This is a genomic window from Pandoraea pneumonica, assembly GCF_902459645.1.
In the GTDB taxonomy this organism is placed as follows: Bacteria; Pseudomonadota; Gammaproteobacteria; order Burkholderiales; family Burkholderiaceae; genus Pandoraea; species Pandoraea pneumonica.
Genome location: NZ_CABPSK010000002.1, coordinates 834623 through 858344 on the forward strand (window position 1 = coordinate 834623; position 23722 = coordinate 858344).

General features: G+C 62.8%; 22 protein-coding genes. 18 read left to right on the plus strand and 4 right to left on the minus strand.

The features are described from left to right. The first annotated feature begins 36 nt into the window (after positions 1-36). The 12 genes from PPN31114_RS12830 to PPN31114_RS12885 all read left to right on the plus strand — a co-directional run bounded on the left by PPN31114_RS12830 (position 37) and on the right by PPN31114_RS12885 (position 13360). Entirely contained in the window at positions 37-369 is a 333-nt protein-coding gene (locus PPN31114_RS12830) for a DUF2917 domain-containing protein (protein ID WP_150679865.1), read from the plus strand. A gap of 210 nt (positions 370-579) precedes the next feature. After that, positions 580-1572, plus strand: a complete 993-nt coding sequence (locus tag PPN31114_RS12835; RefSeq protein ID WP_174987999.1) for a DMT family transporter — start codon at positions 580-582, stop codon at positions 1570-1572. An 81-nt stretch (positions 1573-1653) separates the two neighbouring features. After that, the gene (gene lipB / locus PPN31114_RS12840) at positions 1654-2379 is read left to right on the plus strand and encodes a lipoyl(octanoyl) transferase LipB (protein ID WP_150679867.1); all 726 of its coding nucleotides are present in this window, start codon (positions 1654-1656) and stop codon (positions 2377-2379) included. A 23-nt stretch (positions 2380-2402) separates the two neighbouring features. Next, on the plus strand, positions 2403-3407 hold the full coding sequence (gene lipA / locus PPN31114_RS12845) for a lipoyl synthase (RefSeq protein ID WP_150679868.1): 1005 nt from the start codon (positions 2403-2405) through the stop codon (positions 3405-3407). A 408-nt stretch (positions 3408-3815) separates the two neighbouring features. Then, a complete protein-coding gene (locus PPN31114_RS12850) occupies positions 3816-4700 on the plus strand; it encodes an N-formylglutamate amidohydrolase (protein WP_150679869.1) in 885 nt (294 codons plus the stop codon). Beyond that, positions 4700-5479: an IclR family transcriptional regulator gene (locus tag PPN31114_RS12855; protein ID WP_150679870.1), complete on the plus strand. Its 780-nt coding sequence runs from the start codon at positions 4700-4702 to the stop codon at positions 5477-5479. Before PPN31114_RS12850 ends, PPN31114_RS12855 begins: the two co-directional genes overlap by 1 nt. A gap of 380 nt (positions 5480-5859) precedes the next feature. After that, positions 5860-6831 (plus strand): ABC transporter substrate-binding protein, encoded by a 972-nt coding sequence (locus PPN31114_RS12860; protein WP_150679871.1) that lies wholly within the window; start codon positions 5860-5862, stop codon positions 6829-6831. A 13-nt stretch (positions 6832-6844) separates the two neighbouring features. Further along, entirely contained in the window at positions 6845-7678 is an 834-nt protein-coding gene (locus PPN31114_RS12865; protein ID WP_150679872.1) for an ABC transporter permease, read from the plus strand. A gap of 10 nt (positions 7679-7688) precedes the next feature. Beyond that, a complete protein-coding gene (locus PPN31114_RS12870; RefSeq protein WP_150679873.1) occupies positions 7689-8483 on the plus strand; it encodes an ABC transporter ATP-binding protein in 795 nt (264 codons plus the stop codon). Positions 8484-8527: 44 nt separating this feature from the next. Continuing rightward, positions 8528-9814 carry a dicarboxylate/amino acid:cation symporter gene (locus PPN31114_RS12875; RefSeq protein WP_150679874.1) on the plus strand — a complete coding sequence of 429 codons (1287 nt, stop codon included), beginning with the start codon at positions 8528-8530 and terminating at the stop codon, positions 9812-9814. A gap of 208 nt (positions 9815-10022) precedes the next feature. Then, on the plus strand, positions 10023-12017 hold the full coding sequence (locus PPN31114_RS12880) for a sensor histidine kinase (RefSeq protein ID WP_150679875.1): 1995 nt from the start codon (positions 10023-10025) through the stop codon (positions 12015-12017). Next, complete coding sequence (locus PPN31114_RS12885; RefSeq protein ID WP_150680403.1) at positions 12017-13360, plus strand: sigma-54-dependent transcriptional regulator; 1344 nt, start codon at positions 12017-12019, stop codon at positions 13358-13360. Before PPN31114_RS12880 ends, PPN31114_RS12885 begins: the two co-directional genes overlap by 1 nt. 70 nt (positions 13361-13430) lie before the next feature. Here PPN31114_RS12885 and PPN31114_RS12890 read toward each other — a convergent pair whose 3' ends face one another. Together PPN31114_RS12890 and PPN31114_RS12895 are read right to left on the minus strand one after the other, a co-directional pair. Beyond that, positions 13431-13955 (minus strand): TlpA disulfide reductase family protein, encoded by a 525-nt coding sequence (locus PPN31114_RS12890; RefSeq protein ID WP_150679876.1) that lies wholly within the window; start codon positions 13953-13955, stop codon positions 13431-13433. 85 nt (positions 13956-14040) lie between these two features. Beyond that, positions 14041-14652, minus strand: coding sequence for a thioredoxin domain-containing protein (locus PPN31114_RS12895; protein ID WP_174988002.1), 612 nt, complete (start codon positions 14650-14652; stop codon positions 14041-14043). Positions 14653-14774: 122 nt separating this feature from the next. Here PPN31114_RS12895 and PPN31114_RS12900 point away from each other — a divergent pair, with 122 nt between their 5' ends. Continuing rightward, positions 14775-15314, plus strand: a complete 540-nt coding sequence (locus tag PPN31114_RS12900; RefSeq protein WP_150679877.1) for a hypothetical protein — start codon at positions 14775-14777, stop codon at positions 15312-15314. Positions 15315-15329: 15 nt separating this feature from the next. On the opposite strand, the gene PPN31114_RS12905 is transcribed toward PPN31114_RS12900, so the two are convergent. Both PPN31114_RS12905 and PPN31114_RS12910 read right to left on the minus strand, forming a co-directional pair. Then, a complete protein-coding gene (locus PPN31114_RS12905) occupies positions 15330-16871 on the minus strand; it encodes a YifB family Mg chelatase-like AAA ATPase (RefSeq protein WP_150679878.1) in 1542 nt (513 codons plus the stop codon). 219 nt (positions 16872-17090) lie between these two features. Further along, complete coding sequence (locus PPN31114_RS12910) at positions 17091-17339, minus strand: accessory factor UbiK family protein (RefSeq protein WP_150679879.1); 249 nt, start codon at positions 17337-17339, stop codon at positions 17091-17093. Between the two features lie 385 nt (positions 17340-17724). Here PPN31114_RS12910 and PPN31114_RS12915 point away from each other — a divergent pair, with 385 nt between their 5' ends. The 5 genes from PPN31114_RS12915 (at position 17725) to PPN31114_RS12935 (ending at position 23672) form a co-directional block, all read left to right on the plus strand. Next, on the plus strand, positions 17725-18567 hold the full coding sequence (locus PPN31114_RS12915; RefSeq protein WP_150679880.1) for a TorF family putative porin: 843 nt from the start codon (positions 17725-17727) through the stop codon (positions 18565-18567). Positions 18568-18580: 13 nt separating this feature from the next. Then, entirely contained in the window at positions 18581-18919 is a 339-nt protein-coding gene (locus tag PPN31114_RS12920; RefSeq protein WP_150679881.1) for a P-II family nitrogen regulator, read from the plus strand. Positions 18920-18943: 24 nt separating this feature from the next. Beyond that, positions 18944-20488: an ammonium transporter gene (gene amt / locus PPN31114_RS12925; RefSeq protein ID WP_150679882.1), complete on the plus strand. Its 1545-nt coding sequence runs from the start codon at positions 18944-18946 to the stop codon at positions 20486-20488. Positions 20489-20730: 242 nt separating this feature from the next. Then, the gene (gene gshA / locus PPN31114_RS12930; protein WP_150679883.1) at positions 20731-22020 is read left to right on the plus strand and encodes a glutamate--cysteine ligase; all 1290 of its coding nucleotides are present in this window, start codon (positions 20731-20733) and stop codon (positions 22018-22020) included. A gap of 371 nt (positions 22021-22391) precedes the next feature. Next, positions 22392-23672, plus strand: coding sequence for a helix-turn-helix transcriptional regulator (locus PPN31114_RS12935; protein ID WP_150679884.1), 1281 nt, complete (start codon positions 22392-22394; stop codon positions 23670-23672). Positions 23673-23722: the final 50 nt, after the last annotated feature.

Consider the following 23722-nt stretch of genomic DNA (forward strand, 5'->3'; position numbering starts at 1 on the left):
TTCAGTCATTGTCTCGCACTGAGTGGGGGTCGTAAAATGCAAAACAATTTGACAAAGGTGCAATATTTTTACGGCATCCGGCCGGGCGAAGTCGTGAGTCTCGACTTGCACCACGAGCATACGCTTGTCGCCCGCGGTGCGGCAGTTTGGGTGACACGGGCAGGCGACCCGCGCGACTACTGGCTGATGCCGGGTCAGCGTCTGGCCGTGGAACCGGGACGCCGTTACTGGGTGTCGTCGGACGACGGAGCCGAAGCGCAACTCGAACGTGAAGTGGCGCATCGCTTCCCGCTAGTGCGCGAGCTTCGCCGCTGGCTGGCCGGGCGCCGGGCCGCACGTGAAGCGAATTCCTGCGCATCCGCCGCTTGAGGTGTCGTGACGGCAGATGCGCGGCGATCGCGCCGAGTCCGACCGCAGCCGTCGAGGTGTCTGAATCATCAAATTTCACGCGCTCGCGTGGCAGTCCTTGCCACCGAGCGCGTGAGTCGTTTTAAACATTGGCTTGATGTCAATTGAATTCACATCAAAGCGCGCAATAATCCAACGAAAATGCGCCGCTTCATGGGGAGATTTCGCGCAATGACGCAAGGTTCTAGCCCGGCACGCACTACGCCGGTCGCTTCTACATCCGCTGCTAGGCCCGCCAACGCGGGGCATGGCCCGTCGAACCCACAGGCTGACGAGCGTTTGGGCCGGTGGCTGATGGTCGCCGCGATGGTGATTTCCGGCACCATCGGGTACTTCGTTCTGATGTCCGGGCAGCCTGCGCTCAATGTGGTGTTCTTCCGATGCCTGATCGGTGCCGCCAGTCTGTGCGCTTGGTGCGCCTACCGAGGCTACTGGCGCGGGCTGCGCCTGGCGCGCTGGCAAATCGTGAACGTGGCGTTGGGTGCGATCACGCTCGTGTCGAACTGGTACTTCCTGTTCAGCGCGTACAAGCTCACGTCCGTGGGGATTACGACCGTCGTCTATAACGTGCAGCCGTTCTTGCTGGTGATGGCTAGCGCCATCATCACGCGCGAGCGGCCGTCTGCCGCGACGCTGGGGTTCCTTGGGCTGGCGTTCGCCGGGTTGGTGATTCTGGCCGAGCCGGGTGGCGTGCACGGCGCGGGTTATCTGCTCGGCGTGGCGAGCGCGCTGGCCGCGGCCTCGCTTTACGCGGCGACCACGTTGTTCACCAAAAAGCTGGCGGGCACGCTGCGGCCCGAGATTATCGCCGCGCTGCACATGGTCATCGGCGCGGTGGTGTTCGTGTGGATGGCCGACTTCGGCCACCTGCCCAGCGGCTCGCATCAGATCGGGGCCATCGTCACGCTGGGTCTGTTCCACACCACGTTCATGTACTTGCTGCTGTACGGCGCGTTTCAGAAAGCGTCGACGTCGAGCCTTGCCGTTTTTGGCTTCGTGTATCCGGTGGTGGCCGTGGCTGTCGACTTTCTCGCGTTCGGCATCGTGCTGCATCCAACGCAGTGGCTGGGCGGCGTGATGATTCTGGTCGCGGCAGGTTGCTACGCGAGGGGTGTGGGCGCGGGAGCGGGGAAGAAGGCGGGGAAGAAGGCGGGGGCGGCCTGAACCGTCAACTTCACCCCATGAACGTGAACTTCGCCGCAGCGCTCCGAGCAAGACGCGGCGGGTTTCGTTAAAATCGCGCTCATGACCTCCCCGATCGAAGTGTGCTGGCGCGGCACCGAAGACTACGCCACATCGTTCGACGCCATGCGCGCGTACACTGATGCGCGTGGCGCGCACGGCCCGGATCAACTCTGGATCGTCCAGCATCCCCCCGTCTACACGCTGGGACTCGCGGGCGACCCTGCTCACCTGCTGATTGCCGACAGCGGCATCCCCCTCGTCAAAGTCGACCGAGGCGGGCAGATCACGTACCACGGCCCCGGCCAAGTGGTGATCTACCTGCTCGTCGACCTGCGCCGGCGCAAGCTTGGCGTGCGCGAACTGGTGCGGCTAATCGAGCAGGCGGTGATTGATACCCTTGGAGCGTATAATCTCGCTGTTGAGCGCCGGGCTGGCGCGCCGGGCATCTATGTGAGCCCGGGCGACGGCACCGTAGCGCATGCTGGCGCGAAAATCGCCGCACTCGGGTTGAAAATCCGCAACGGATGCAGTTATCACGGCGTGTCGTTGAACGTCGGGATGGATTTGCGGCCGTTCGACTGGATCAATCCGTGCGGTTACGCCGGTTTGCAAACCGTAGACATGGCCACGCTCGGCGTGGCCGCCCGCTGGGACGAAGTGGCCGCGCGACTGGCGCAGCAACTCGGCCATCACCTCGAACAGCACCCCGCGACGGCTGACGCCGCGCCGCCTGCCGATTCTGCGCTCAGCGCCGACGCGGCCGCCAGCGCGAACACCGCCGCCTGAATGGACGCCTGGAAAGCCCCATCATGACCACCACCGTGAACGACACCGCGAGCAAGGAAGTTCGCACGATCGATGGCGATTACGACGCCACCGCCAAGCAGAAGTCGCAAGCCAAGACGGCGCGCATTCCGATCAAGATCGTGCCGATCGAGCGGCTGAAGAAGCCGGATTGGATTCGTGTGAAGGCGGCCACGCACACGTCGCGTTTCTACGAGATCAAGCAGATTCTGCGCGAGCACAACCTGCACACCGTTTGCGAAGAGGCGAGCTGCCCGAATATCGGCGAGTGCTTCGGCAAGGGCACGGCTACGTTCATGATCATGGGCGACAAGTGCACGCGCCGTTGCCCGTTCTGCGACGTGGGCCACGGCCGCCCGGACCCGCTCGACGCCGATGAGCCGCTGAACCTTGCCAAGACCATCGCGGCGATGCGCCTCAAGTACGTGGTGATCACCAGCGTCGACCGTGACGACCTGCGCGACGGCGGTGCTCAGCACTTTGTCGATTGCATTCGCCACGTGCGCGAGCTGTCGCCGCAAACCCGCATCGAAATCCTGACGCCGGACTTCCGTGCCCGTCTGGACCGCGCGCTGGGCATCCTGAACGCCGCACCGCCCGACGTGATGAACCACAACCTCGAAACGGTGCCGCGCCTGTACAAGGAAGCGCGCCCGGGGTCGGATTATCAGCATTCGCTCACGCTGCTCAAGGAGTTCAAGGCGAAGCATCCGGACGTGGCAACGAAGTCGGGCCTGATGGTCGGCTTGGGTGAGACGGACGAGGAAATTCTGGAAGTGATGCGCGATTTGCGCGCTCACAACGTTGATATGTTGACGATTGGCCAGTATCTCCAGCCGTCGGAACACCACTTGGCGGTGCGCCGTTATGTGACGCCCGATACGTTCAAGATGTTCGAAGAAGAGGCCTACAAAATGGGCTTCACGCACGCCGCCGTTGGGGCGATGGTGCGTTCGAGCTATCACGCTGACGTGCAGGCCCACGAAGCCGGTGTGGCCGACGCCATCTAAGGCGGCGCTAAAGCACGACAAGCAGATAACCCGGGCCGCAACATCCCCGGGGACGAAAGAGCGGACGGTGTCTTACCGTCCGCTTTTTTATTGGGCCGACGGGAAAAGTCATTACGAGCCATCACACACGTCGCCCGGTTCGATACGCAATACGCTCGCAACGGGCTCGTAAAACGCCTGCGACCGCAGGGAAAACGCACCGAACCGTCACCGTTCTGCCATTAACGTCGCGCATTCGCCGTGACGGCAAACGCGCCGCCCCCTACGCCGCGCCGAAATATGTTGTAACAACCATCACCTTGCCGCTCCTCCGGCGTTGTTTCAGAATATTGAAACCTTGTTTTGCTGGTCAAAACGAAGGGTTCGCTATACGCGAGTGAGAGTTCCGAACGTACGTGAGGAGACGGCATGTCCCGTCAGGTGACCGAGGGTCGATATTTTGTGGAGGCGCCGCAAGCCGGGCGAGGCGGGCAATTGCTCCGTCACCCGCTGGTATTCGACGCCCCGCACAGCGGCCACGTGTTTCCGCCCGACTTCGACACCATCGCACCGACGGCTGCGATTCATGCCTGTGGCGACGCCTACGTCGACGAACTGTGGTCCATCGTCACGCAACACGGTGCCACGCTCGTCGCCGCGCTCTTCCCGCGCGCCTATATCGATCCGAACCGCGCCGTCCACGATATCGACCCTGAGTTACTAGCGAGCCTGTGGCCGCACGACGCGCGCCCCGAGGCGTACAGCGAGCGTGGAGTCGGTCTGTTGCATCGCTTTGCCGCGCCGAACCAGCCGCTCTACGACCGGCGCTTGAGCGTGGCCGAAGTGGAACGCCGCATCAACGATTACTACCTGCCGTACCGGCATGCGTTGCGCGATGCGCTCGACGCCGCCTGGAACGAGTACGGCGTGGTCTGGCATCTCGATTGCCACTCGATGAGCTCGCGCGGCGGTGCGCTCGACCCCGATGCCGGGATGTCGCGTGCCGACGTCATCGTGAGCGACTACGACGGCACCACGGCCGACCCGGCGTTCTCGCGCTGGCTCATCGCCGAGTTCACGCGGCTGGGGTTTCGCGTGGCATACAACACGCCCTATCGCGGCGGCGACATCGTGCGCCACTTCGGACGGCCTGCCGAGCGTCGGCACAGCGTGCAGATCGAGCTGAACCGGGCGCTTTACATGAATGAATCACGCGGCGAGAAACATGACGGTTTCGCGTCGCTGCAATCGCAACTAGGGCAATTTGCGGCGGCGCTTGCCGCGTATGCCGAACAACATAGCGAGGAAGCTTGATGGACTACACAGTCGCTTCGGTCGACACGGCGCTTTCGCTGCTGTCGCTGGTCGGGGAATGCCCCGGTCTGGGTGTGACGGAACTGGCGCAACGCGCTGGCCTGAACAAGTCGCGTGCCTTTCGCCTGTTGGCGACGCTCGAACAGCACCGCTGGGTCGTGCGAGAGGGCAGCCCCGTGACCTACGTGCTTGGCGCGCAAGCGCTGGTGCTCGGCGTGGCCGGTCACGAGCAGGTGAACCTGGTGAAGGTGGCGCATCGCCATATCCAGTCGCTCAACCGTGCGCTCAACGAAAACATTCAACTGCGCGTGCGCGACGGCCTTGAGTCGCTGTGCGTGGCGCGCGTGGAATCGACCCACGAACTGCGCGTGCATGGCGTGGTGGGCAACCGCCGCCCGCTATACGTTGGCGCGTCGGGTCGTGTGTTGCTGGCGTTCGCGTCGGACGACGTGCGTGCTCAGGTGTTGGGCCGTCCGCGTAAGCGCTTCACGGCAGGCACGCTGATCGAGCGCGATGAGCTTGCCGCTGAGTTGCTCAACGTGCGCACGCAAGACTGCGCCGTGAGCTTCGGTGAGCTGGCCCCGGAAGCCGTGTCGGTCGCCGTGCCGGTGCGCGATGCCTCGGGCGAAGTGATTGCGTCGCTGTCGGCCTCGGGCCCGTCCTCGCGGATGACCCGTGCGTTGCTGCCGGATATCTCGTCGCGCCTGTCGGCCTGCGCCGCGGAAATTTCCGCCGAGCTGGGCTATCAGGTGCAAGTGCCGGAAGTGCTGTCGGCCTGAAGTCCGCGACAGCGGCACATCGACCGGCCGGTGCATTCACTGCTTCGGCCGGCGGTGGCGTCGCCAACGCGTTAGCCGCCCACAACGCGCCCAAATCGCTACGGATTTTTCAACGTTCCGTTGTGCGTTAGCCTTCTCGGGGTTTGCCCCCATCCGCATCGCGAGATTTCCCCATTTCGCCCAAAATTCCGGAAATCCAGAAACAATATTCTGTGATTTTCTGGATTTCCGTATACCCGACCATCGGGTTTTCCACACTTTCTCCCAAATAAATCAAAGACATAGTTTGCTGGCATGACTATTGCTTTCTTACGCGCGTGCTGCTGCGTTGTCTGGATTCCCGACATCGCGCAAGCCGATCTAATAAGAGAGGAGACCTTATGTTCAAGCAATGTCTTGCCGCCGCGGCCTTGTGCGCGGTTTCGCTGCACGCTTTCGCCGACGATCTGGTGCGTCTGGGCAACCTGAAGTTCGCCCACTACGGTGCTGTGTCGTACATGAAGGTGATTGGTCCGAAGTACGGTCTGAAGATCGAAGAACGCATGTTCGCCAAGGGTGTGGACATCATGCCGGCGATCGTTGCCGGTCAGATCGACGTGTCGGCAAGCGCGCTTGATGCCGCCATCGCAGGTCGTGCGCAGGGGGCGCCGATTTACGCTGTGGCCGGTTTCGCCAAGGGCGGCGTGCGCATCGTGTCGAAGAAGGGCATTGCTGTCACGAAGGTGGCCGATCTCAAGGGCAAGAAGGTGGGTGTCGCCCGTGGCGGCGCACAGGAACTCATCCTCTACGCAGAACTGGCCAAGGCCGGTCTGACGTGGTCGGATCAGCCGGGTGCGAAGGACGTGCAGATTCTGTTCATGGCCTACGCCGATCTGAACCAAGCCCTCGCCGCTGGCAGCATCGATGCCATGTGCCAGTCGGAGCCGCAGGCTTCGCAAGCCATCAACAAGGGCTTCGGCGTCGAAATGCTCAAGCCGTACGACACGCCGATCGGCGAGCCGGTGCGCGCCCTCGTCATCACGGAAAAGCTCTACAAGGAAAAGCCGGACGTGGCCCAACGTCTGATGTACGCCTTCGTGGAAGCGACCGATTACTTCATCAAGAACCCGCAAGCGGCCGAGAAGTACGTGCGTGAAGACATGTTCAAGAACCAGATCACGCAGCAAGACTTCACCGATGCCATCGGCAACTCGCCGTACAGCTACGATCTGAGCACGTCGCACGTGCAGCTCACCACCGACCTGATGAAGCAATACGGCGTGGGCAAGCTGCAAGATCCGGTGCCGAAGGCTAACGACTGGGTCAAGCTCGACCTGCTCGCCAATGCCAAGACCAAGCTGAACATCAAGTAAGGCGAGGTCACTAGTGGCAGCTGTTCTTGCTTCCTCCGGCTCGCGCTCGTCGCGCGCGCTACGCGGCGTGTTGATTCCGCTCGCGGTCGTGGTGATCTGGCAGATCATCACCGGCCTCGAGTGGATCAACCCGATCATTCTCCCGTCGCCGGTCGCGGTCGTGACCAAGTGGTGGCAGTACCTCAAGCCGACCGTCACGATGGCCGAGGGCTTCGGCGCGTGGCTGCATTCGAGCGAACTGCTCACCGATGCGGCCAATAGCCTCTATCGCGTGGTCATGGGCTTTCTGGTCGGCACGGTGATCGCCTTGCCGCTCGGGCTGCTCATGGGCACGAGCACCCGCATCTACGGCCTGTTCAATCCGCTGGTGCAGGTGGTGCGCCCGATCCCCCCAATCGCTTACATTCCGCTGGCCATTCTGTGGTTCGGTCTGGGTAACCCGCCCGCGTTCTTCCTCATCGCACTCGGGGCTTTCTTCCCCGTGCTGATGAACACGATCGCTGGCGTGCGCCACGTCGACGGGATCTATCTGCGCGCGGCGCGCAACCTCGGTGCGGGCCAGTTCACGATCTTCCGCCGCGTGATCATGCCCGCCGCGACGCCGTACATCCTGTCGGGCATTCGCATCGGCATCGGTACCGCTTTCATCGTGGTGATCGTGGCCGAGATGATTGCCGTGAACAACGGGCTGGGCTACCGCATTCTGGAAGCGCGCGAGTACATGTGGTCCGACAAGATCATCGCCGGCATGCTGACCATCGGCTTGCTGGGTCTGGTGATCGACCTCGGCATGGATCGTCTCAATAACCACCTGCTCAAGTGGCATCGTGGTCTGGAAACCAAGTGAGGCGAACGACATGCTGATCGAAATCGAACACGTCAACAAACAGTTCGCCGTTCCTGGCGGCACGGTCGATGCGCTCAAGAACATCGATCTGAACATCGGCACGGGTGAGTTCGTTTGCCTGCTGGGGCCTTCGGGCTGCGGCAAGTCGACGCTGCTCAACGCGCTGGCCGGCTTCGTGCAACCCACGTCGGGCGCGATTCGCATCGACGGCCGCGCCGATGCGGCCGCCGAGCCGGGCCCGGACCGCGGCATGGTGTTTCAGGAATACGCCTTGTTTCCGTGGATGACGGTGGCGCAGAACATCGCGTTCGGACTGGAAATCAAGGGCATGAAGCGCGCCGAGATCAACGAGCGCGTGGACTTGCTGCTGGGCAAACTCAATTTGCGCGAGTTCCGCGAGCGGTTTCCGCGCGACCTGTCGGGTGGCATGCGTCAGCGTGTGGCGATTGCCCGCGTGCTGGCGCTCGACAGCCCGATCATGCTCATGGACGAGCCGTTCGGCGCGCTCGACGCCCTCACGCGTCGCACGTTGCAAGACGAGCTGCTGCGCATTTGGGAGGAATTCAAGAAGACGATCATTTTCGTCACACACAGCATCGAGGAGTCGATCTATCTGGCCGACCGGGTCGTCGTCATGACGTACCGACCGGGCACGGTCAAGCGGGACATGGCAATCGAATTGCCGCGCCCGCGCGACACGGCAGGCAGCGAATTCAATGAATTGAAGAAGGAGCTGGCCCAGATGGTGATGGAGGAGCAAATGCGCTTCGCGCAAAGCGAGATCCGCGGGGTCACCGCAGATTAATAACAAGGGTGGTGGCTTGCCCCGCCGCCTGAAGAGGAAACAACATGCAAACGAAGACCAAGAAACCCTTTTACCGCATCCTGTACGTGCAGGTGCTGATCGCCATCGTGATCGGCGTGCTGCTCGGCCATTTCAAGCCCGATCTGGCCGTGCAGATGAAGCCGCTCGGCGATGCGTTCATTAAGCTGATCAAGATGATCATCGGCCCGGTGATCTTCTGTACCGTCGTGACCGGTATTGCCGGCATGGAAGACATGAAGAAGGTCGGCCGCGTCGGTGGTAAGGCGCTGATCTACTTCGAAGTCGTCTCGACGCTCGCGCTGGTGATCGGTTTGATGGCGACGCACATCCTGAAGCCGGGTGCCGGCTTCAACGTCGATATCAGCACGCTCGATCCGAAGGCGATCGCGGGTTACGCCGAGAAGGCTGCCCACGGCGATACGTTCGTCGACTTCCTGCTGCACCTGATCCCGAACACCATCACCGATGCGTTCGCCAAGGGTGAGATTCTCCAGATCCTCGTGATCGCTATTCTGTTCGGTGCCGCATTGGGCATGATCGGTGAGCGTGGCCGCGTGGTGACGGGCTGGATCGACAGCGTCTCCGGCGTGCTGTTCCGCGTTGTGCACATCATCACCAAGGTTGCCCCGCTGGGTGCTTTCGGTGCGATGGCCTTCACGATCGGTAAGTACGGTATCGCGTCGCTGGTGCCGCTGGCCAAGCTGATGGGCACGTTCTACCTGACGTCGTTCCTGTTCGTGATCGTCGTGTTGGGTCTGATTGCCAAGTTCACGGGCTTCTCGATCTTCCGCTTCCTCGCGTACATCAAGGAAGAACTGCTGATCGTGTTGGGTACGAGCTCGTCGGAAGCCGCGCTGCCGCACCTGATGGAAAAGATGGAGAAGGCCGGTTGCTCGAAGTCGGTGGTGGGTCTGGTGATCCCGACCGGTTACTCGTTCAACCTGGACGGCACGAACATCTACATGACGATGGCCGTGCTCTTCATTGCACAAGCGACCAACATCGACCTGACCTGGGGCCAGCAGCTCACGCTGCTCGCCGTGGCGATGCTGACCTCGAAGGGCGCCTCGGGCGTGACCGGCGCGGGCTTCATCACGCTGGCCGCAACGCTGGCCGTGATTCCGACGATTCCGGTTGCCGGGATGGTGCTGATTCTCGGTATCGACCGCTTCATGAGCGAGTGCCGTGCGTTGACCAACATCTGCGGTAACGGCGTTGCCACGATCGTTGTGTCGGCCTGGGAAAAGGAACTGGACCGTAAGAAGCTTGCCGAGGCGATGTCGGGCAAGAAGGGTCCGGAACTGGCCTGAAGTTAGGGCACAGGCGGGGAGCGGTTTTCCCCGCCTGGCGGAACATTCGCCACCGGGCGGTGCGGCACAGGCACAATAGCGCCTGAGCTTCGCCGCCCGGTGGTCCTTTGGTTCCGCGATTGCCGCAGGCAGTGCGTCCGCACGCTGCCTGCGGCAATCGCCTGAACCGGCAATGCTAAAGGCATGCAATTGCTGTAACACCGCCAACATGGCCACCCTGCAAGACAATTCGATCCGCGCACGTCAGAGCGAGCGCCCCTCGGGGGCTGCCGCACCGCACGTGAACGCCGCGGAGCACCGGCGCGACGGAGTCTCGATCGAAATTGAGAGGACCGTGCCGATGCGCCGTTGGTTGTGGATCGCCGCCATGCTCGTGGTGAGCGCCCTGTTTTGCTGGTTGACGTACGCGCTGAGCTGGCAGCGCGGCGTGGCCGACCTGCGCGTGAACGCCGGTGCTCGCGTGGAGCGTTACGCCGGCAGCTTGCGCAGCACCGTCGATCGCTACGAATTCCTGCCCTATCTGCTCTCGCTGCACCCGTATGTGCACGATTTGCTGCTGCATCCCGAAGACCGCGCGGTCGTGCAGCGCGCCAACGATTACCTGTTCGACGTAAATCAACGCGCGAAAGCGTCGGCGGCTTATGTCATTAACGCCAACGGGCTGGCGCTGGCCGCGAGTAACTGGCGCGAGAAGGCGACGTTCGTCGGTCAGGAGTATCGCTTCCGCCCGTACTTCATCGATGCCATCGGCGGTGCGCTGGGACGCTTTTACGGTGTGGGGACCACATCGGGCGAACCGGGCTATTTCGTCTCGCAGCCGATTCTGGTCGACGGAAAGATTCAGGGCGTGGTCGTCGTCAAACTGAATCTGGAATGGTTTCAACGGGCTGGCGCCGATGCATCCGAGCCGGTGGTCGTCGCCGACGATCACGGCGTGGTGTTTCTCTCGTCGGAGCCGCGTTGGCAATATCGGGCGCTCGCGCCATTGGCGCCCGACGTGACGGCGGCGCTGGCGAGCACCCGGCAGTATTACAACCAGCACATCACACCGCTGAACTGGAGCGCCGACGAGCGTCTGGATGCCGATGGCGAAGTGGTGACCGTGCGCGATGGCCGTGGGGCAGGTAAGACGCGGCGCTTTCTTGCCGTGCAGCGCAAATTGGGCGAGCCCGACTGGACGCTAATGTATTTCGCGCCGCTCGATCAGGTCATCGCGAACGCGCGCATCGCAGCGGTGGCGGCGGCGTGTTTGGCGGCGTTCACTTGTTTGCTGGGCGTGGCGTGGAATCAGCGGCGTCAGCGGGTGCGCGATATGTTGAAGAGCCGCGAGCTGCTGCAATCGGCTTATGCCGAATTGGGCGAGCGGGTGGCGGAGCGCACGGCGGATCTGCAATCGGCCAACGAGCGGTTGCAGACGGAAGTGCAGGAGCGCTCGCGCACCGAGCATGAGTTGCGCGAGGCGCAAAGCGAGTTGGTGCAGGCGTCGAAGCTGGTCGCGCTGGGGCAGATGGCGGCAGGCATTACGCACGAATTGAATCAGCCCCTGTCGGCGCTGCGCAGCTTTTCGGATAACACGCGCGTGCTGCTCGATCGCGAGGAGTACGGTGCGGCGCGCGAGAACCTCGAAGCGATTGCGTCGCTCACCGATCGCATGGGCCGGATTACGGGGCAGTTGCGGCTGTTCGCGGGACGGGCACGGCGTGGCGATAGCGAGGCATCGGTGCGCCGCGCGCTCGATAACACGATGATGCTGTTGCGCGGGCGCATGGCAGGCATTCAGTTGTCGGTGACGTTTGCCGAGGGGCTCGACGATGTGCAGGTCGCTTGTGAGAGCTTGCGGCTCGAGCAGGTGTTGATCAACGTGGTCGGCAATGCCATCGACGCGGTGGTGAGTGTGCAGCCGCCGATGCAGCAGCCACCGCAGCCGTCGATTTGGATCGACGTCGATGCCGACACGCAGTGGGCGCGCATTTATGTGCGCGACAACGGACCCGGTATCGCACAGGCGCATATGTCGCGACTGTTCGAGCCGTTTTTCAGTACCAAGGAGGGCGGTCAGGGTATGGGACTCGGACTCGCCATCTCGTCGTCCATCGCTCAGGAGAACGGCGGCCAACTGGTCGCTCGTAATGTACCGGGTGGTGGTGCGGAATTTCTCGTGACGCTGCGCCGCGTGCATCGCGCCGGCGCGACAATCGCATGATGTACAAGAACCTGCAAATCCTCTTCGTCGAAGACGACGAACTCGTGCGGCGTGCCACGCTGCAAAGCTTGCAACTCGCAGGTCTGGACGCCTTCGGACTCGCGTCTGCCGAAGCCGCGCGCGAGCGCATTACGCCGGACTTCGCCGGTATCGTGGTCTCCGATATTCGTCTGATCGGCATGAGCGGGCTGGAACTGCTCGCGCATTTGCGTCAGCACGCGCCGGAAGTGCCGGTGATTCTCGTGACCGGGCACGGCGACATTTCGATGGCCGTGCAGGCGATTCGCGACGGTGCCTACGACTTCATCGAGAAGCCGTTCGCGCCGGATCGGCTGATCGAATCCGCGAAACGTGCGCTCGAGACGCGCAAGCTCATGCTGGAGAACCAAGCGCTGCGCCGGGAACTGGCGGAGCAGGGCGGGCGGGCGTCGCGCATCATCGGGCGTAGTCCGTCGATGGAGACGCTGCGCACGCTGATCGCGAACGTGGCCATGACCGATGCGCCTGTGCTGATCAACGGTGATACCGGGACTGGCAAGGAGTTGGTCGCGCGCAGTTTGCATGAGTTGTCACGACGCCGCGATGCGCCGTTCGTTGCGCTGAACTGCGGCGCGTTGCCCGAGGCGATTTTCGAGAGCGAGATGTTCGGTCACGAAGTGGGCGCGTTTACGGGCGCGGCCAAGCGACGTATCGGCAAGCTGGAACACGCGTCGGGCGGCACGCTTTTCCTCGACGAAATCGAGAGCATGCCTGCCGCGTTGCAGGTGAAGTTGCTGCGGGTGTTGCAGGACGGTGTGTTGGAACGGCTTGGGTCGAATCAGTTGATTCGCGTCGATTGTCGCGTGGTGGCGGCAGCCAAGGGCGATATGGAACAACTGGTGCGCGAAGGCACGTTCCGGCGTGACTTGTTCTACCGGCTTAACGTGGTCACGCTGGCGTTGCCGCCGCTGCGCGAGCGCCGCGAAGATATCGTGCCGTTGTTCGAACACTTCTTGCTCGATGCGGCGGTGCGCTACGGGCGCCCTGCGCCGTTGGTGACGGAGCGCATGCGACAAGAGTTGATGCAGTCCGACTGGCCGGGCAATGTGCGCGAACTGCGCAATGCCGCTGACCGGCTGGTGCTGGGGGTGGCGAGCGTGCCGCAAGACGATTCTCACGCGCCGCTGCCGCTCAAGGAGCAAGTGGAGCGTTTCGAACGTGCGGTGCTGCAAGAGGCACTGGATCACAGCAAGGGCAACGTTGCGGCGACAGCCGAAGCGCTGCATGTGCCGAAGGCCACGTTGTATGAAAAGCTCAAGCGCTATGGCTTGCAGACGAAGGGGCAGGGTGAGGGGGAGCGGTAAATCGCCCCCCCAGTGATGAACAACAAAAAAGCGCCCTAGGGCGCTTTTTTTGTGACCGTCGTTTGCGGCTTTAGGCTTGCTTGGCCAGTGCCTTTTCGATCAGCTTGTCGAGTTCCGCGTATTCCGGCTCGCCGACGTACTGCTTGAGCACGTGGCCGTCGCGATCGACCACGAAGGTCGTCGGCGTGAGTTGCACGTTGCCGTACTGCTTGGCGACGCTACCATCGGAATCCATCGCGACCTTAAACGGCAACTGACGCGTCTGCGCGTAGTTCATGACATACATCGGCGGGTCGTAGCTCATCGCCACCGCGACGAATTCCAGCCCTTGGCCTTTGTACTTCTCGTACGTCTGCACCATCGTCGGCATTTCCTTCATGCACGTCACGCAGCTCGTCGCCCAGAAATTCACCAGATAGACCTTGCCCTTGAGTTGCTCGGGGCTCAGTTTTTGTCCCGAGAGCAACGTGAAGGTCGCTTGCGGCGCACGCTTCGGACCGGCGAACGTGAAGTACGCGGCAGCGGCCACAGCCAGGAGGATGGCGACGGCGAGAATCTTGCCCAGAGGGGACTTACGAGAGGTCGATGCGCTCATGAAACTGCCAATGTTGGTTGCGTGGGCGGGGTGAGGAGCAACAGGCCCTAGACCCCTTTCAGTGACGACGATTCTACTCTGAATCTCAGCGCGTCGTGGTGGCGCTCCCAGCGTGCAAACGCGCGCGGGCATTGGCGATGGCGTCGTCGAGATACGCGCCATAGAAGTCCGGCAGGCCAGCGCCGATCAATGGGTCGGCAATGGCGCGTCCGTTCGTATCGAGGAACAAAACCGTCGGCGAAACCTTGACACCATGGGCACGTGCCCACGCTTTGCCGGTGGTTGTCGTGCCGTCGAAATCGCGTACCGGCGCTGTGCTGTCCATGCCGATTTCGCGCACTTCGTACTTGCCGCTGCGAACCAGCGGCGCGAGTTCGCGCTGGCGAATCGGGCCGCAATAGACGCAGTCGCGAAGCGAGACGAGCACGATCAATGGCGCGTCGAGGGCAACGGCACGCCGGGCGTGTGCGGCGAAGTCGGTGGCAGCGGGGAGGGTGGCATTGACCGTCGAGGCCGCTGAGGTTGTTGGGGCTGTCGATGGCGCTGCGCTGGTGAACGTCGGCGTAACGCTGAAAACCGCGCAGAACATCGCGCCGAGTACCGCCGTCGCGCGTAGCCCGCCCATGCCAACAAGATGGCGGAGGGCTCGGGCGGGGGCGCGTAGCGTGGTCGCGAGGAGTTTAGAGCGGCGTTTCATGGCGCCGATGATACCGGGTTCCGGCAGGGCGCGTTTCTTGTGGCGCAACCCCAGCGCGACTCAACCCCCACGCCGGATGACGGATAATGGCCGACTTCCTTCACCGATTCCCGCTATTCGCTATGAACCGCGTTGTCCGTGTCTTTGCCGCTCTCGGTACTTTGGTCATGCTGGCCGCCTGCACGCCTCGTTACGATTGGCGGGAAGTGCATGACAAGGACGGTGCCTACGCCGTGACGTACCCTGCCAAGCCGACGCAAGACGCCCGCGAAGTGAAGTTCGCCTCCGGCGCGCTGCCGATGCGCATGCAGGCGGCGCGTGTCGATGCCGCGCTGTTTGCCGTCGGTGTCGTCACCTTGCCCAACGACGACGCGACCTTGCGACAGACGGTGCTCACGGAGCTCCAGCACGGGTTGCTGGCGAACGTGAGCGATGCCGCCGCAACGCCGACGCAAGTGATGGTGCGTCAGGCGGGCGATGCGCCGTCGGTCCCAGGGCTTAGTGTGGCCGCGCAAGGCATGGCAAGCGACAAGACCGAGCGTTACGTCGCCGCACGCTTCGTCGGGCGCGGCAATCACGTCTATCAGGTGGTCGTCCTCGCGACGAAAGCGCCTGCCAAAGATCAAGTCGATCAGTTCCTCGATTCGTTCACGTTGGAGTGATGTGGGGCGGCCGCGTTATGCGGCCGTCGTCTCCCGATACTGCACGGCCTCGGCAATGTGATTCACATCGATCGCATCGCACGCGGCAAGGTCGGCCACCGTTCGTGCGACGCGCAGTACCCGGTGATAGGTGCGCGCCGACCAGTGATGCCGCTCGACGGCCCGATGAAGCACCGCGCGCGCCTCATCGCGTAGCGTGCAGTGAGTCTCCAGCGAGCGGCCGGATAGCTGGCAGTTCAGTTGACCTTGTCGTGTGAGTTGGCGCTCGCGCGCTTGCTGCACCCGTAGCGCTACGACGGCGCTGCGTTCTCCGTGCGCTGGGCCTGCGAGGGTTTCGGCACTCAAGGCTGGGACGCCAACATGCAGATCGATGCGATCGAGCAACGGTCCCGACAAACGATTCCGATAGCGCGTGACCGCTTCGCTGCTACAGCGGCATGCGCGTGAAGGATGTCCAAGGTCGCCGCAAGGGCACGGATTCATCGCTGCAATCAATTGAAAGGCGGCAGGAAACGCTGCACGTGCCGACGCGCGGGAGATCGTCACATGACCAAGCTCCAGCGGTTCGCGCAGCACTTCGAGCACACGTCGCTGAAATTCCGGCAACTCATCGAGGAACAAAATGCCGCGATGCGCGAGACTGATTTCACCGGGGCGAGGGACGCTCCCGCCGCCCACGAGCGCTCCCGCTGATGCCGTGTGATGCGGTGCGCGAAATGGACGTTTGCCCCAGCAACGTTCGATATCGAAACCAGTAGCACTGAGACTAGCAAGCGTGGCGACTTCCACCGCTTCGGCGGTACTTAAGGGCGGCAGTAGTGTGATGAGCCGCATCGCCAACATCGACTTACCAGTCCCCGGCGGGCCATGCAGCAATACGTGATGCCCGCCAGCGGCGGCGACTTCGATTGCCCTCTTGGCATGGTCCTGGCCTTTGATGTCGCCGAGGTCTGGCGGGTCGCCATCGCGATCCTCGTTGGTCGCGTTGTCTGGTTTGCGGCGACCCATTGCACACGCACGCGACAGTCGCACTGCCGCTTCGCCCTCGGCGAGATGCGCACACACATCGAGCAGCGTGCGCGCACCATAAATCGTCGCGTCTTCCACCAGCGCTGCTTCTTGGGCGTTGGCGAGCGGCAGCACAAGTGCGCGGTCCCCGGGAGACGCCGCAACGGCGCTTGCCATTGCCAGTCCGCCGCGAATGGGGCGCAACTCGCCCGAGAGCGATAACTCCCCTGCAAATTCGTGCGTACGCAACCCTGCCTCGGGCAACTGACCACTCGCCGCGAGAATACCCAGCGCAATCGGTAGATCGAAACAGCCGGATGCCTTCGGAAGATCGGCGGGAGCGAGATTGATAGTGATTCTTCGCGCCGGAAATTCGAATCGACTGTTTTGAAGCGCGCATCGCACGCGCTCACGGCTTTCCTTCACTTCCGTATCGGGGAGCCCGACCAGCGACAACCCGGGCAATCCGTTCGCCAGGTGAACTTCGACCCGCACCGGCCTCGCGGCCATCCCGGTCAGCGCCCGGCTGCTGACAACTGCCAATGACATGACGTCCCCTCTCGCAATCGATGACGGTCGATAGTCGCCGAGAGCATCGGCGCGTCGCAACGCCCTATCGCATCGTTAGGGGATTTTTCGGAATTGAGGCGGGAGATTTACGGCAGAAGCTGCCGATCGGTCGGAGACGTCCGAGGGCAGAGGCGGACATGAGCGCATGGCCCATCCCCAGAAACAACAAAGGGCGCCGCAGCGCCCTTGTTTTACCGCTTAGTCCTGCGCTTCGTTACGCAGGCTTTCCAGCGCCGCGACGCGTTGCTCGAGGGCTTCGAGCTTCTCGCGCGTGCGGGCCAGCACTTGGGCCTGCACATCGAATTCTTCGCGCGTGACCAGATCGAGGCGCGTGAACCCTTGGTTCAGCAGGCTTTTGACATTGCGCTCGATATCCTTGGCGGGCGATTGCTTGAGCATCTCGCTCACCTTGGCTTGCATGTCTTGCAGGATCTCGTTCGGTTTCATAAGCCTTCCTCTCATCATTTCTGCGCACCAACGTGGTGCTTGCACCGTCCATGTGCTTCGCGCCAGCCGTCCGGCCGTCTGACCGTTGCAACGTGGTGCACGCGCACGGGGGCCGTCAACGTTGGCGCAACTCTATCACCGTTTTCTGCGTCCAGCCAGCGCTCAGGCCCGCCCAGCCGCCCCCTGCCCGGGGCGCAGCGGGCCCGCCACGCATCTCAGGCCACCTCGCGTTCCCCGCAATTTTGCCAATTTTTTATCTCGGAATCCGTATCTTGCGCGTCGCAGCGTGGGTGATGGCAAGACCTGGCACGGGAGTTGCTCTACCTGTTCCCGGAACCTGCCGCACGCTGTACCAAGACGAATGATTTCAACTTAGGGGAAAGTGATGAATAAAGTGTCAACTGCGATGGCTGGCTGTGTGTTCTTCGGTGCAATGGCATTGTCGGCAGGCGCATACGCGCAAGCCGCCGCCGATGGCAGCGCACCTGCGGCAGCGCCGGCTGCTGCACCGGCCGCCGCCGATGCGGCCGCTGAACCGCTGACGGTGACCGCGAACATCGGTCTGTTCTCGGACTACCGGTTCCGCGGCATTTCGCAAACGGGTAAGCGTCCGGCAGTGCAGGGCGGCTTCGACCTGGCGCACGAATCCGGGCTGTACGCCGGCGTGTGGGCGTCGAATATCAGCTGGATCTCGGATGGCAACTCGGCGGTCAGCGCACCGATCGAGATGGACTTCTACGGCGGCTGGAAGAAGGAAATCATTCCCGACTGGACCATCGACTTCGGTGGCCTCCAGTACTACTACCCGGGCAGCTACCCGTCCGGTGCTTACTACCCGCGCCCGCATACGTTCGAGCTGTACGCAGCCGTGGGCTGGAAAACCATCACGCTGAAGTACTCGCACTCGCTCACGCGTCTGTTCGGTCTCGTGGGCCCCAACGGTGAAGACACGTCCGGCAGCGGCTATCTCGACCTGACCGGCACGTACGATACCGGTTTCTGGGGTATCTCCGCCGTCGGTCACGTGGGCCATCAGTGGGTGCACAACTTCAGCGCCGCAAGCTACACCGACTGGAAGATCGGCCTGTCGAAAGACCTGGGCAAGAACTTCTCCGTGTCGGTCGCCTACGTCGACACCAACGCCAAGGAGCAGTACTACACCGCCGCAAATTCGGGCAAAGTGCTTTCCAAGGCCACCGTCGTCGTAAGCGTGTCGAAGACATTCTAAGGAGCGACTCATCATGAAGCTGATTACCGCAATTGTGAAACCCTTCAAGCTCGACGAGGTGCGCGAAGCCCTCTCGAACATTGGCGTGGCGGGTATCACGGTCACCGAAGTTAAAGGCTTCGGCCGCCAAAAAGGCCACACCGAGCTGTACCGTGGCGCAGAGTACGTCGTCGATTTTCTTCCGAAGGTGAAGATCGAGGCGGTAATCAGCGATGCCCTGCTCGATCAGGCCATCGATGCCATCGAACAGGCTGCCCGAACCGGCAAGATCGGTGACGGCAAGATCTTCGTGTCCAACGTCGAACACGTGGTCCGCATCCGTACGGGAGAGACCGGCGAAGACGCGCTGTAAGGTCCTACAAAAGAGACAACAATCATGAAAAAACTGCTTGCCAAACTCTTGCTCGCCGGCGCCTTTATGGGTGTCGTCGGTGCCGCCGGCCTCGGTTCGTCCGTGGCGCTCGCTCAGGATGCTTCGGCCCCTGCCGCCGCTTCGCAAACGGCCTCACCCGCTCCCGCTGCCGCGGCAGCTACGCCCGCAACCCCTGCCGCCGCACCTGCGCCGGCAGCGGCTGCGGCCCCTGCACCCGCTGCCGAACCCACGCCTGTGCCGCCGAACAAAGGCGACACGGCCTGGCTGCTCACCTGCACGGCGTTCGTGATTCTCATGACGCTGCCCGGCCTCGGCCTGTTCTACGGCGGTTTGGTCCGCTCGAAGAACATGCTCTCGGTGCTGATGCAGTGTTTCATCATCTTTTCGCTGGTGGTGGTGCTCTGGTCGATTTACGGCTACAGCATCGCGTTCACCGAAGGCGGGCCATTCTTCGGCGGCTTTGACCGGCTGTTCCTGAAGGGCATGACGCCGGATTCGGTGGCCGCGACCTTCAGCAAGGGCGTGAATGTGCCGGAGTACGCCTACATGGCCTTCCAGGCAGCGTTTGCGGCCATTACCTGCGCGCTGATCGTCGGTGCTTTCGCGGAACGTGCCAAGTTCTCGGCTGTGCTGCTCTTCACCGTGATCTGGTTCACGTTCTCGTACCTGCCGATGGCCCACATGGTGTGGTTCTGGCCGGGTCCGGACGCCTTCACCGATCAGGCTGCCGCCGACGCCGCAACGGCACACGCAGGCTGGCTGTTCCAGAAGGGCGCACTCGACTACGCCGGCGGTACGGTGGTGCACATCAACGCCGCTATCGCAGGGCTGGTCGGTTCGTACATGGTCGGCAAGCGTGTGGGCTTCGGCAAGGAAGCGTTCAAGCCGCACTCGCTCACCATGACGATGATCGGTGCTTCGCTGCTGTGGTTCGGCTGGTTCGGCTTTAACGCCGGTTCGGGTCTGGAAGCCAACGGCGGCGCTGCGCTGGCCTTCGTGAACACGCTGCTCGCCACCGCCGCTGCCACGCTGTCGTGGACGGCCGGTGAATGGATCGGCAAGGGCAAGCCGTCGATGCTCGGCGGTGCTTCGGGCGCTGTGGCCGGTCTGGTGGCGGTCACGCCGGCAGCCGGTTTCGTCGGCCCGATGGGCTCGATCGTGCTGGGCCTGATTGCTGGTCTGGTCTGCCTGTGGGGCGTGAACGGTCTGAAGCGTCTGCTCAAGGCCGACGATGCACTCGACGTGTTCGGCGTGCACGGTGTGGGCGGGATGCTCGGCGCCATTCTCACGGGCGTGTTCGCTGCGCCGTCGCTGGGCGGTACGGGCATCTATGACTATGTGGCCAACAAGGTTGCCCCGGATTACTCGATTGCGGGTCAGGTCTGGATTCAGTTCCAAGGCGTGCTGACCACGCTGGTGTGGTCGGGTGTGGTGGCGTTCATCGCCTTCAAGATTGCCGATATCGTGCTGGGCCTGCGGGTGCCGGAAGACGAAGAACGCGAGGGGCTGGACATCACCTCGCACGGCGAATCGGCCTATCACAACTGATATTCGAGCGAGAGGAGTTACCGGCGCCGGTCGGACAGCCGGCCCGGTATTGCGCGGGCACCCGTTGGGTGCCCGTTTTTTTATGCCCGCTTGCGTTTGCGGGTTCTGCCCCCATCTTTTCTCATCGCGGCATCGTCCCGTGTGCCTGCCAAAACGCGGTGCCCCTTCGCGGGGCATGGCGAACGGCGGGATCGCCAGGCGTTTGCTCTACAATCGATATTCCATCTGGATATGAGAGAAGCATGGTTCCGCATCTCGTCACGGCCCTGAAAGGCCCTTTGCTCGACCTGGAAAAGAAGATCCTCGATGCGACGCCCGCCATCGAGCGCTGGTTCCGGCTCGAGTGGCAGGAGCACACGCCGCCGTTCTACTGCTCGGTCGACTTGCGCAATGCCGGCTTCAAGCTCGCTCCCGTCGACACCAATCTCTTCCCGGGCGGCTTCAATAACTTGGCCCCCGAAGTGCTGCCGCTCGCGGTGCAGGCCGCCATGGCCGCCATCGAGAAGATTTGTCCCGACGCCAAGAACCTGCTGCTGATTCCCGAGCGCCACACGCGCAACTCGTTTTATCTCCAGAACATTGCCCGCCTGTCGACGATCATGCGTCACGCAGGTCTGCATGTGCGTCTTGGCAGCCTCTCGGACGACATTACCGAGCCGACGACCATCGAACTGCCCGACGGCCAGCATGTCGTGATCGAGCCGCTGGAGCGCTCGCAGCGCCGACTGGGTCTCAAGAATTTCGACCCGTGTTCGATCCTGCTCAACAACGACCTGTCGGCCGGTATTCCGCCGATTCTGGAAGGGCTGCACGAGCAGTACCTGCTGCCGCCGCTGCACGCGGGCTGGGCAGTGCGTCGTAAGAGCCAGCATTTCTCGGCGTACGACGATGTGGTCAAGAAGTTCGCCAAGATGATCGACGTCGATCAGTGGATGCTCAATCCGTATTTCGCCAAGTGCGAAGGCATCGATTTCGATGAGCGCGTGGGCGAAGAGAAGCTGGCCGATACGGTCGACGCGGTACTCAAGAAGATCAACAAGAAGTATCGCGAGTACGGCATTACCGAAAAGCCGTTCGTGGTCATCAAGGCCGATGCCGGGACGTATGGCATGGGCGTGATGATGGTGCATGACGCCGCCGAGATCAAAAACCTGAACCGTCGCGAACGCACCAAGATGAGCGTGGTGAAGGAGGGGCTTGAAGTGCACGACGTGATCGTGCAAGAGGGCGTCTACACGTTCGAGCGTATTAACGAGGCAGTGGCCGAGCCGGTGGTCTACATGATCGACCGCTATGTGGTGGGCGGCTTCTATCGCGTGCATACCGGGCGCGGCACCGACGAGAACCTGAACGCACCGGGCATGCACTTCGTGCCGCTGGCGTTCGAACACACGGCGCTGCCGGATGTGCATGCCAAACCGGGTGCCGCACCGCCGAATCGCTTCTATATGTATGGCGTGGTGGCGCGCCTCGCGTTGCTCGCGTCCTCGATCGAACTCGAACGCACGGACCCCGATCCGGAAACCTATTGAACGTTACAGCGTGACGCTCGATTGAGTACTTTCTGAAATCAGAAATAAAAAGACGCCCGGCTGGCCCCCCGACTAGCCGGGCGTCACATTTGCCGTCCGCCTCATGCAGCGGCCGGAAATCGGGGTTTCCCTGGGCGGGGCCCCCCGCAAAGTTGTCTTCCTACTAGTACTTCCCTGTTGGCAGGTTTCTCCATTCGCCGGCGATTCAAGGTACTTTCCCCGCCGTTCACTTGCCCGACACATGTTTGGCGTCGGGCAATGGCGTGATGATGCGGGCGATCGACACGACAAACATCCCCCGAATGGGGGATATGTTTGCAAATTCGATCCGATTAGGAAATTTCCTTAGAGCGATCTGGCCAGGGAGGCGCATGGCGATACGCGGCGATTTGCGGGCCTTTTTGCGGCAGTTGCATCAGTTGCCGGTGTCGACGCTGGATTACTTGCCGGTTTGGCTGGAGACGCTGCGTACCCTGTTGGCGGCTGACGCCGTGGCGGCGCTGTGGCACGACGGCCTAAGTGGCCAGGGCGGCCAGGGCAGCCATGCGGCGGGCGGATATTGGTTTGCGCCGCAGGCGTCGATGTCGGCGTGCGAACGGTTCGCCGCCAGCGACGCCACGATGCCACTGTCGAGCGATGGCTGGGTGGCGATGTCGCGCGGTGAGTTGATTCGAGGGCATGTCCGGCGTATGCGGCCACCGGCGCGCGGGGGCGCCACGCGTATTCCCCAGCCATTTCTTACCCGTTCGGCAGAACTCGACGCGTGTCTCGGCGACGGCGACGTGCTCGATGTTCGCCTGATGCCCGCGTTGCGGCGTGAGCCGGAGGCGTCGCCGTCGACGGTCCGCTCGGGCTCGCTGCGCCTGCTGGTGTCTCGCGCCAGATGTCGCCCACGCTTCAACGCGCGTGAGGTGCAGACGTTCGAACAGGCCGCAGCGGAATTTGCCACTGCGTCGACACGTTCTGTATTGCCGTCGCCCGGTCAGTGGAATGGTGTGGTCGGGACGGCCGCGCCGTGCGTGTCCCCGGTCGTTTCAGGTGTAGCCGATGACCTCGCTACCGATAGTTGTCACGACGTCAGCGGCACGCTTATCTGGCACGACGAGCGGCCCGAGTGGGCCGACCCCGCAGCGCTTTCGCTGATGCAGCGCGTTTGGCGAGGCGCGTCGGGGGAGGTTTGGCCGGACGCATGTCTCGTCGTACAGGCGTGCGGTGGCCTGGCGGCGGAATTGACCTCGCAGCCCGACGACGCTTCGTCGCCTGCGCGGCAGGCCTGCCGTCGGATGGGGGTGCCTGGCGGCACCCTGCATCTGCACGCGACCCGTCTGCGCAATATGAGTGCACGGCCGACAGAGCGGGTACGCATCGCGCTGCATCTTGCCGTGCCATCGGCGTTACGGCTGATGGCGCGCCTGCGGGCGACGCCGCTCACGCCTGTGCAGCGCGAAATTGCCATGCGGTTGCTCGCGGGCGAGACGCGGGAGCAGACTCGGGAGGCCTGCGGTATCGGCGTGCAGACCCTGAAAACGCATTTGTCCTCGATGCGCGCCCGACTCGACCCGGTACGTGATGCGGCTTTGCTGCGCGGCCTGGGCGGCCACGGAGGTCAGCGATCCGGCTGCGAGACGCAGCGGGGTACGTGCGAGCCATAAGCCCGCCGTAAGCGGAGCATGCGCCGATCATGCGCGGTTCGCAGCCAGCC

Excerpts from the sequence above, each read along its gene's own strand:
- gshA (WP_150679883.1), top strand. The coding sequence starts at position 20,731 with ATGGTTCCGCATCTCGTCACGGCCCTGAAAGGCCCTTTGCTCGACCTG.
- PPN31114_RS12890 (WP_150679876.1), bottom strand. The coding sequence starts at position 13,955 with ATGAGCGCATCGACCTCTCGTAAGTCCCCTCTGGGCAAGATTCTCGCC.
- PPN31114_RS12915 (WP_150679880.1), top strand. The coding sequence starts at position 17,725 with ATGAATAAAGTGTCAACTGCGATGGCTGGCTGTGTGTTCTTCGGTGCA.
- PPN31114_RS12910 (WP_150679879.1), bottom strand. The coding sequence starts at position 17,339 with ATGAAACCGAACGAGATCCTGCAAGACATGCAAGCCAAGGTGAGCGAG.
- PPN31114_RS12920 (WP_150679881.1), top strand. The coding sequence starts at position 18,581 with ATGAAGCTGATTACCGCAATTGTGAAACCCTTCAAGCTCGACGAGGTG.
- PPN31114_RS12900 (WP_150679877.1), top strand. The coding sequence starts at position 14,775 with ATGAACCGCGTTGTCCGTGTCTTTGCCGCTCTCGGTACTTTGGTCATG.
- amt (WP_150679882.1), top strand. The coding sequence starts at position 18,944 with ATGAAAAAACTGCTTGCCAAACTCTTGCTCGCCGGCGCCTTTATGGGT.
- lipB (WP_150679867.1), top strand. The coding sequence starts at position 1,654 with ATGACCTCCCCGATCGAAGTGTGCTGGCGCGGCACCGAAGACTACGCC.
- PPN31114_RS12835 (WP_174987999.1), top strand. The coding sequence starts at position 580 with ATGACGCAAGGTTCTAGCCCGGCACGCACTACGCCGGTCGCTTCTACA.
- PPN31114_RS12875 (WP_150679874.1), top strand. The coding sequence starts at position 8,528 with ATGCAAACGAAGACCAAGAAACCCTTTTACCGCATCCTGTACGTGCAG.
- lipA (WP_150679868.1), top strand. The coding sequence starts at position 2,403 with ATGACCACCACCGTGAACGACACCGCGAGCAAGGAAGTTCGCACGATC.
- PPN31114_RS12850 (WP_150679869.1), top strand. The coding sequence starts at position 3,816 with ATGTCCCGTCAGGTGACCGAGGGTCGATATTTTGTGGAGGCGCCGCAA.
- PPN31114_RS12880 (WP_150679875.1), top strand. The coding sequence starts at position 10,023 with ATGGCCACCCTGCAAGACAATTCGATCCGCGCACGTCAGAGCGAGCGC.
- PPN31114_RS12905 (WP_150679878.1), bottom strand. The coding sequence starts at position 16,871 with ATGTCATTGGCAGTTGTCAGCAGCCGGGCGCTGACCGGGATGGCCGCG.
- PPN31114_RS12885 (WP_150680403.1), top strand. The coding sequence starts at position 12,017 with ATGTACAAGAACCTGCAAATCCTCTTCGTCGAAGACGACGAACTCGTG.
- PPN31114_RS12870 (WP_150679873.1), top strand. The coding sequence starts at position 7,689 with ATGCTGATCGAAATCGAACACGTCAACAAACAGTTCGCCGTTCCTGGC.
- PPN31114_RS12860 (WP_150679871.1), top strand. The coding sequence starts at position 5,860 with ATGTTCAAGCAATGTCTTGCCGCCGCGGCCTTGTGCGCGGTTTCGCTG.
- PPN31114_RS12935 (WP_150679884.1), top strand. The coding sequence starts at position 22,392 with ATGGCGATACGCGGCGATTTGCGGGCCTTTTTGCGGCAGTTGCATCAG.
- PPN31114_RS12895 (WP_174988002.1), bottom strand. The coding sequence starts at position 14,652 with ATGAAACGCCGCTCTAAACTCCTCGCGACCACGCTACGCGCCCCCGCC.
- PPN31114_RS12830 (WP_150679865.1), top strand. The coding sequence starts at position 37 with ATGCAAAACAATTTGACAAAGGTGCAATATTTTTACGGCATCCGGCCG.
- PPN31114_RS12855 (WP_150679870.1), top strand. The coding sequence starts at position 4,700 with ATGGACTACACAGTCGCTTCGGTCGACACGGCGCTTTCGCTGCTGTCG.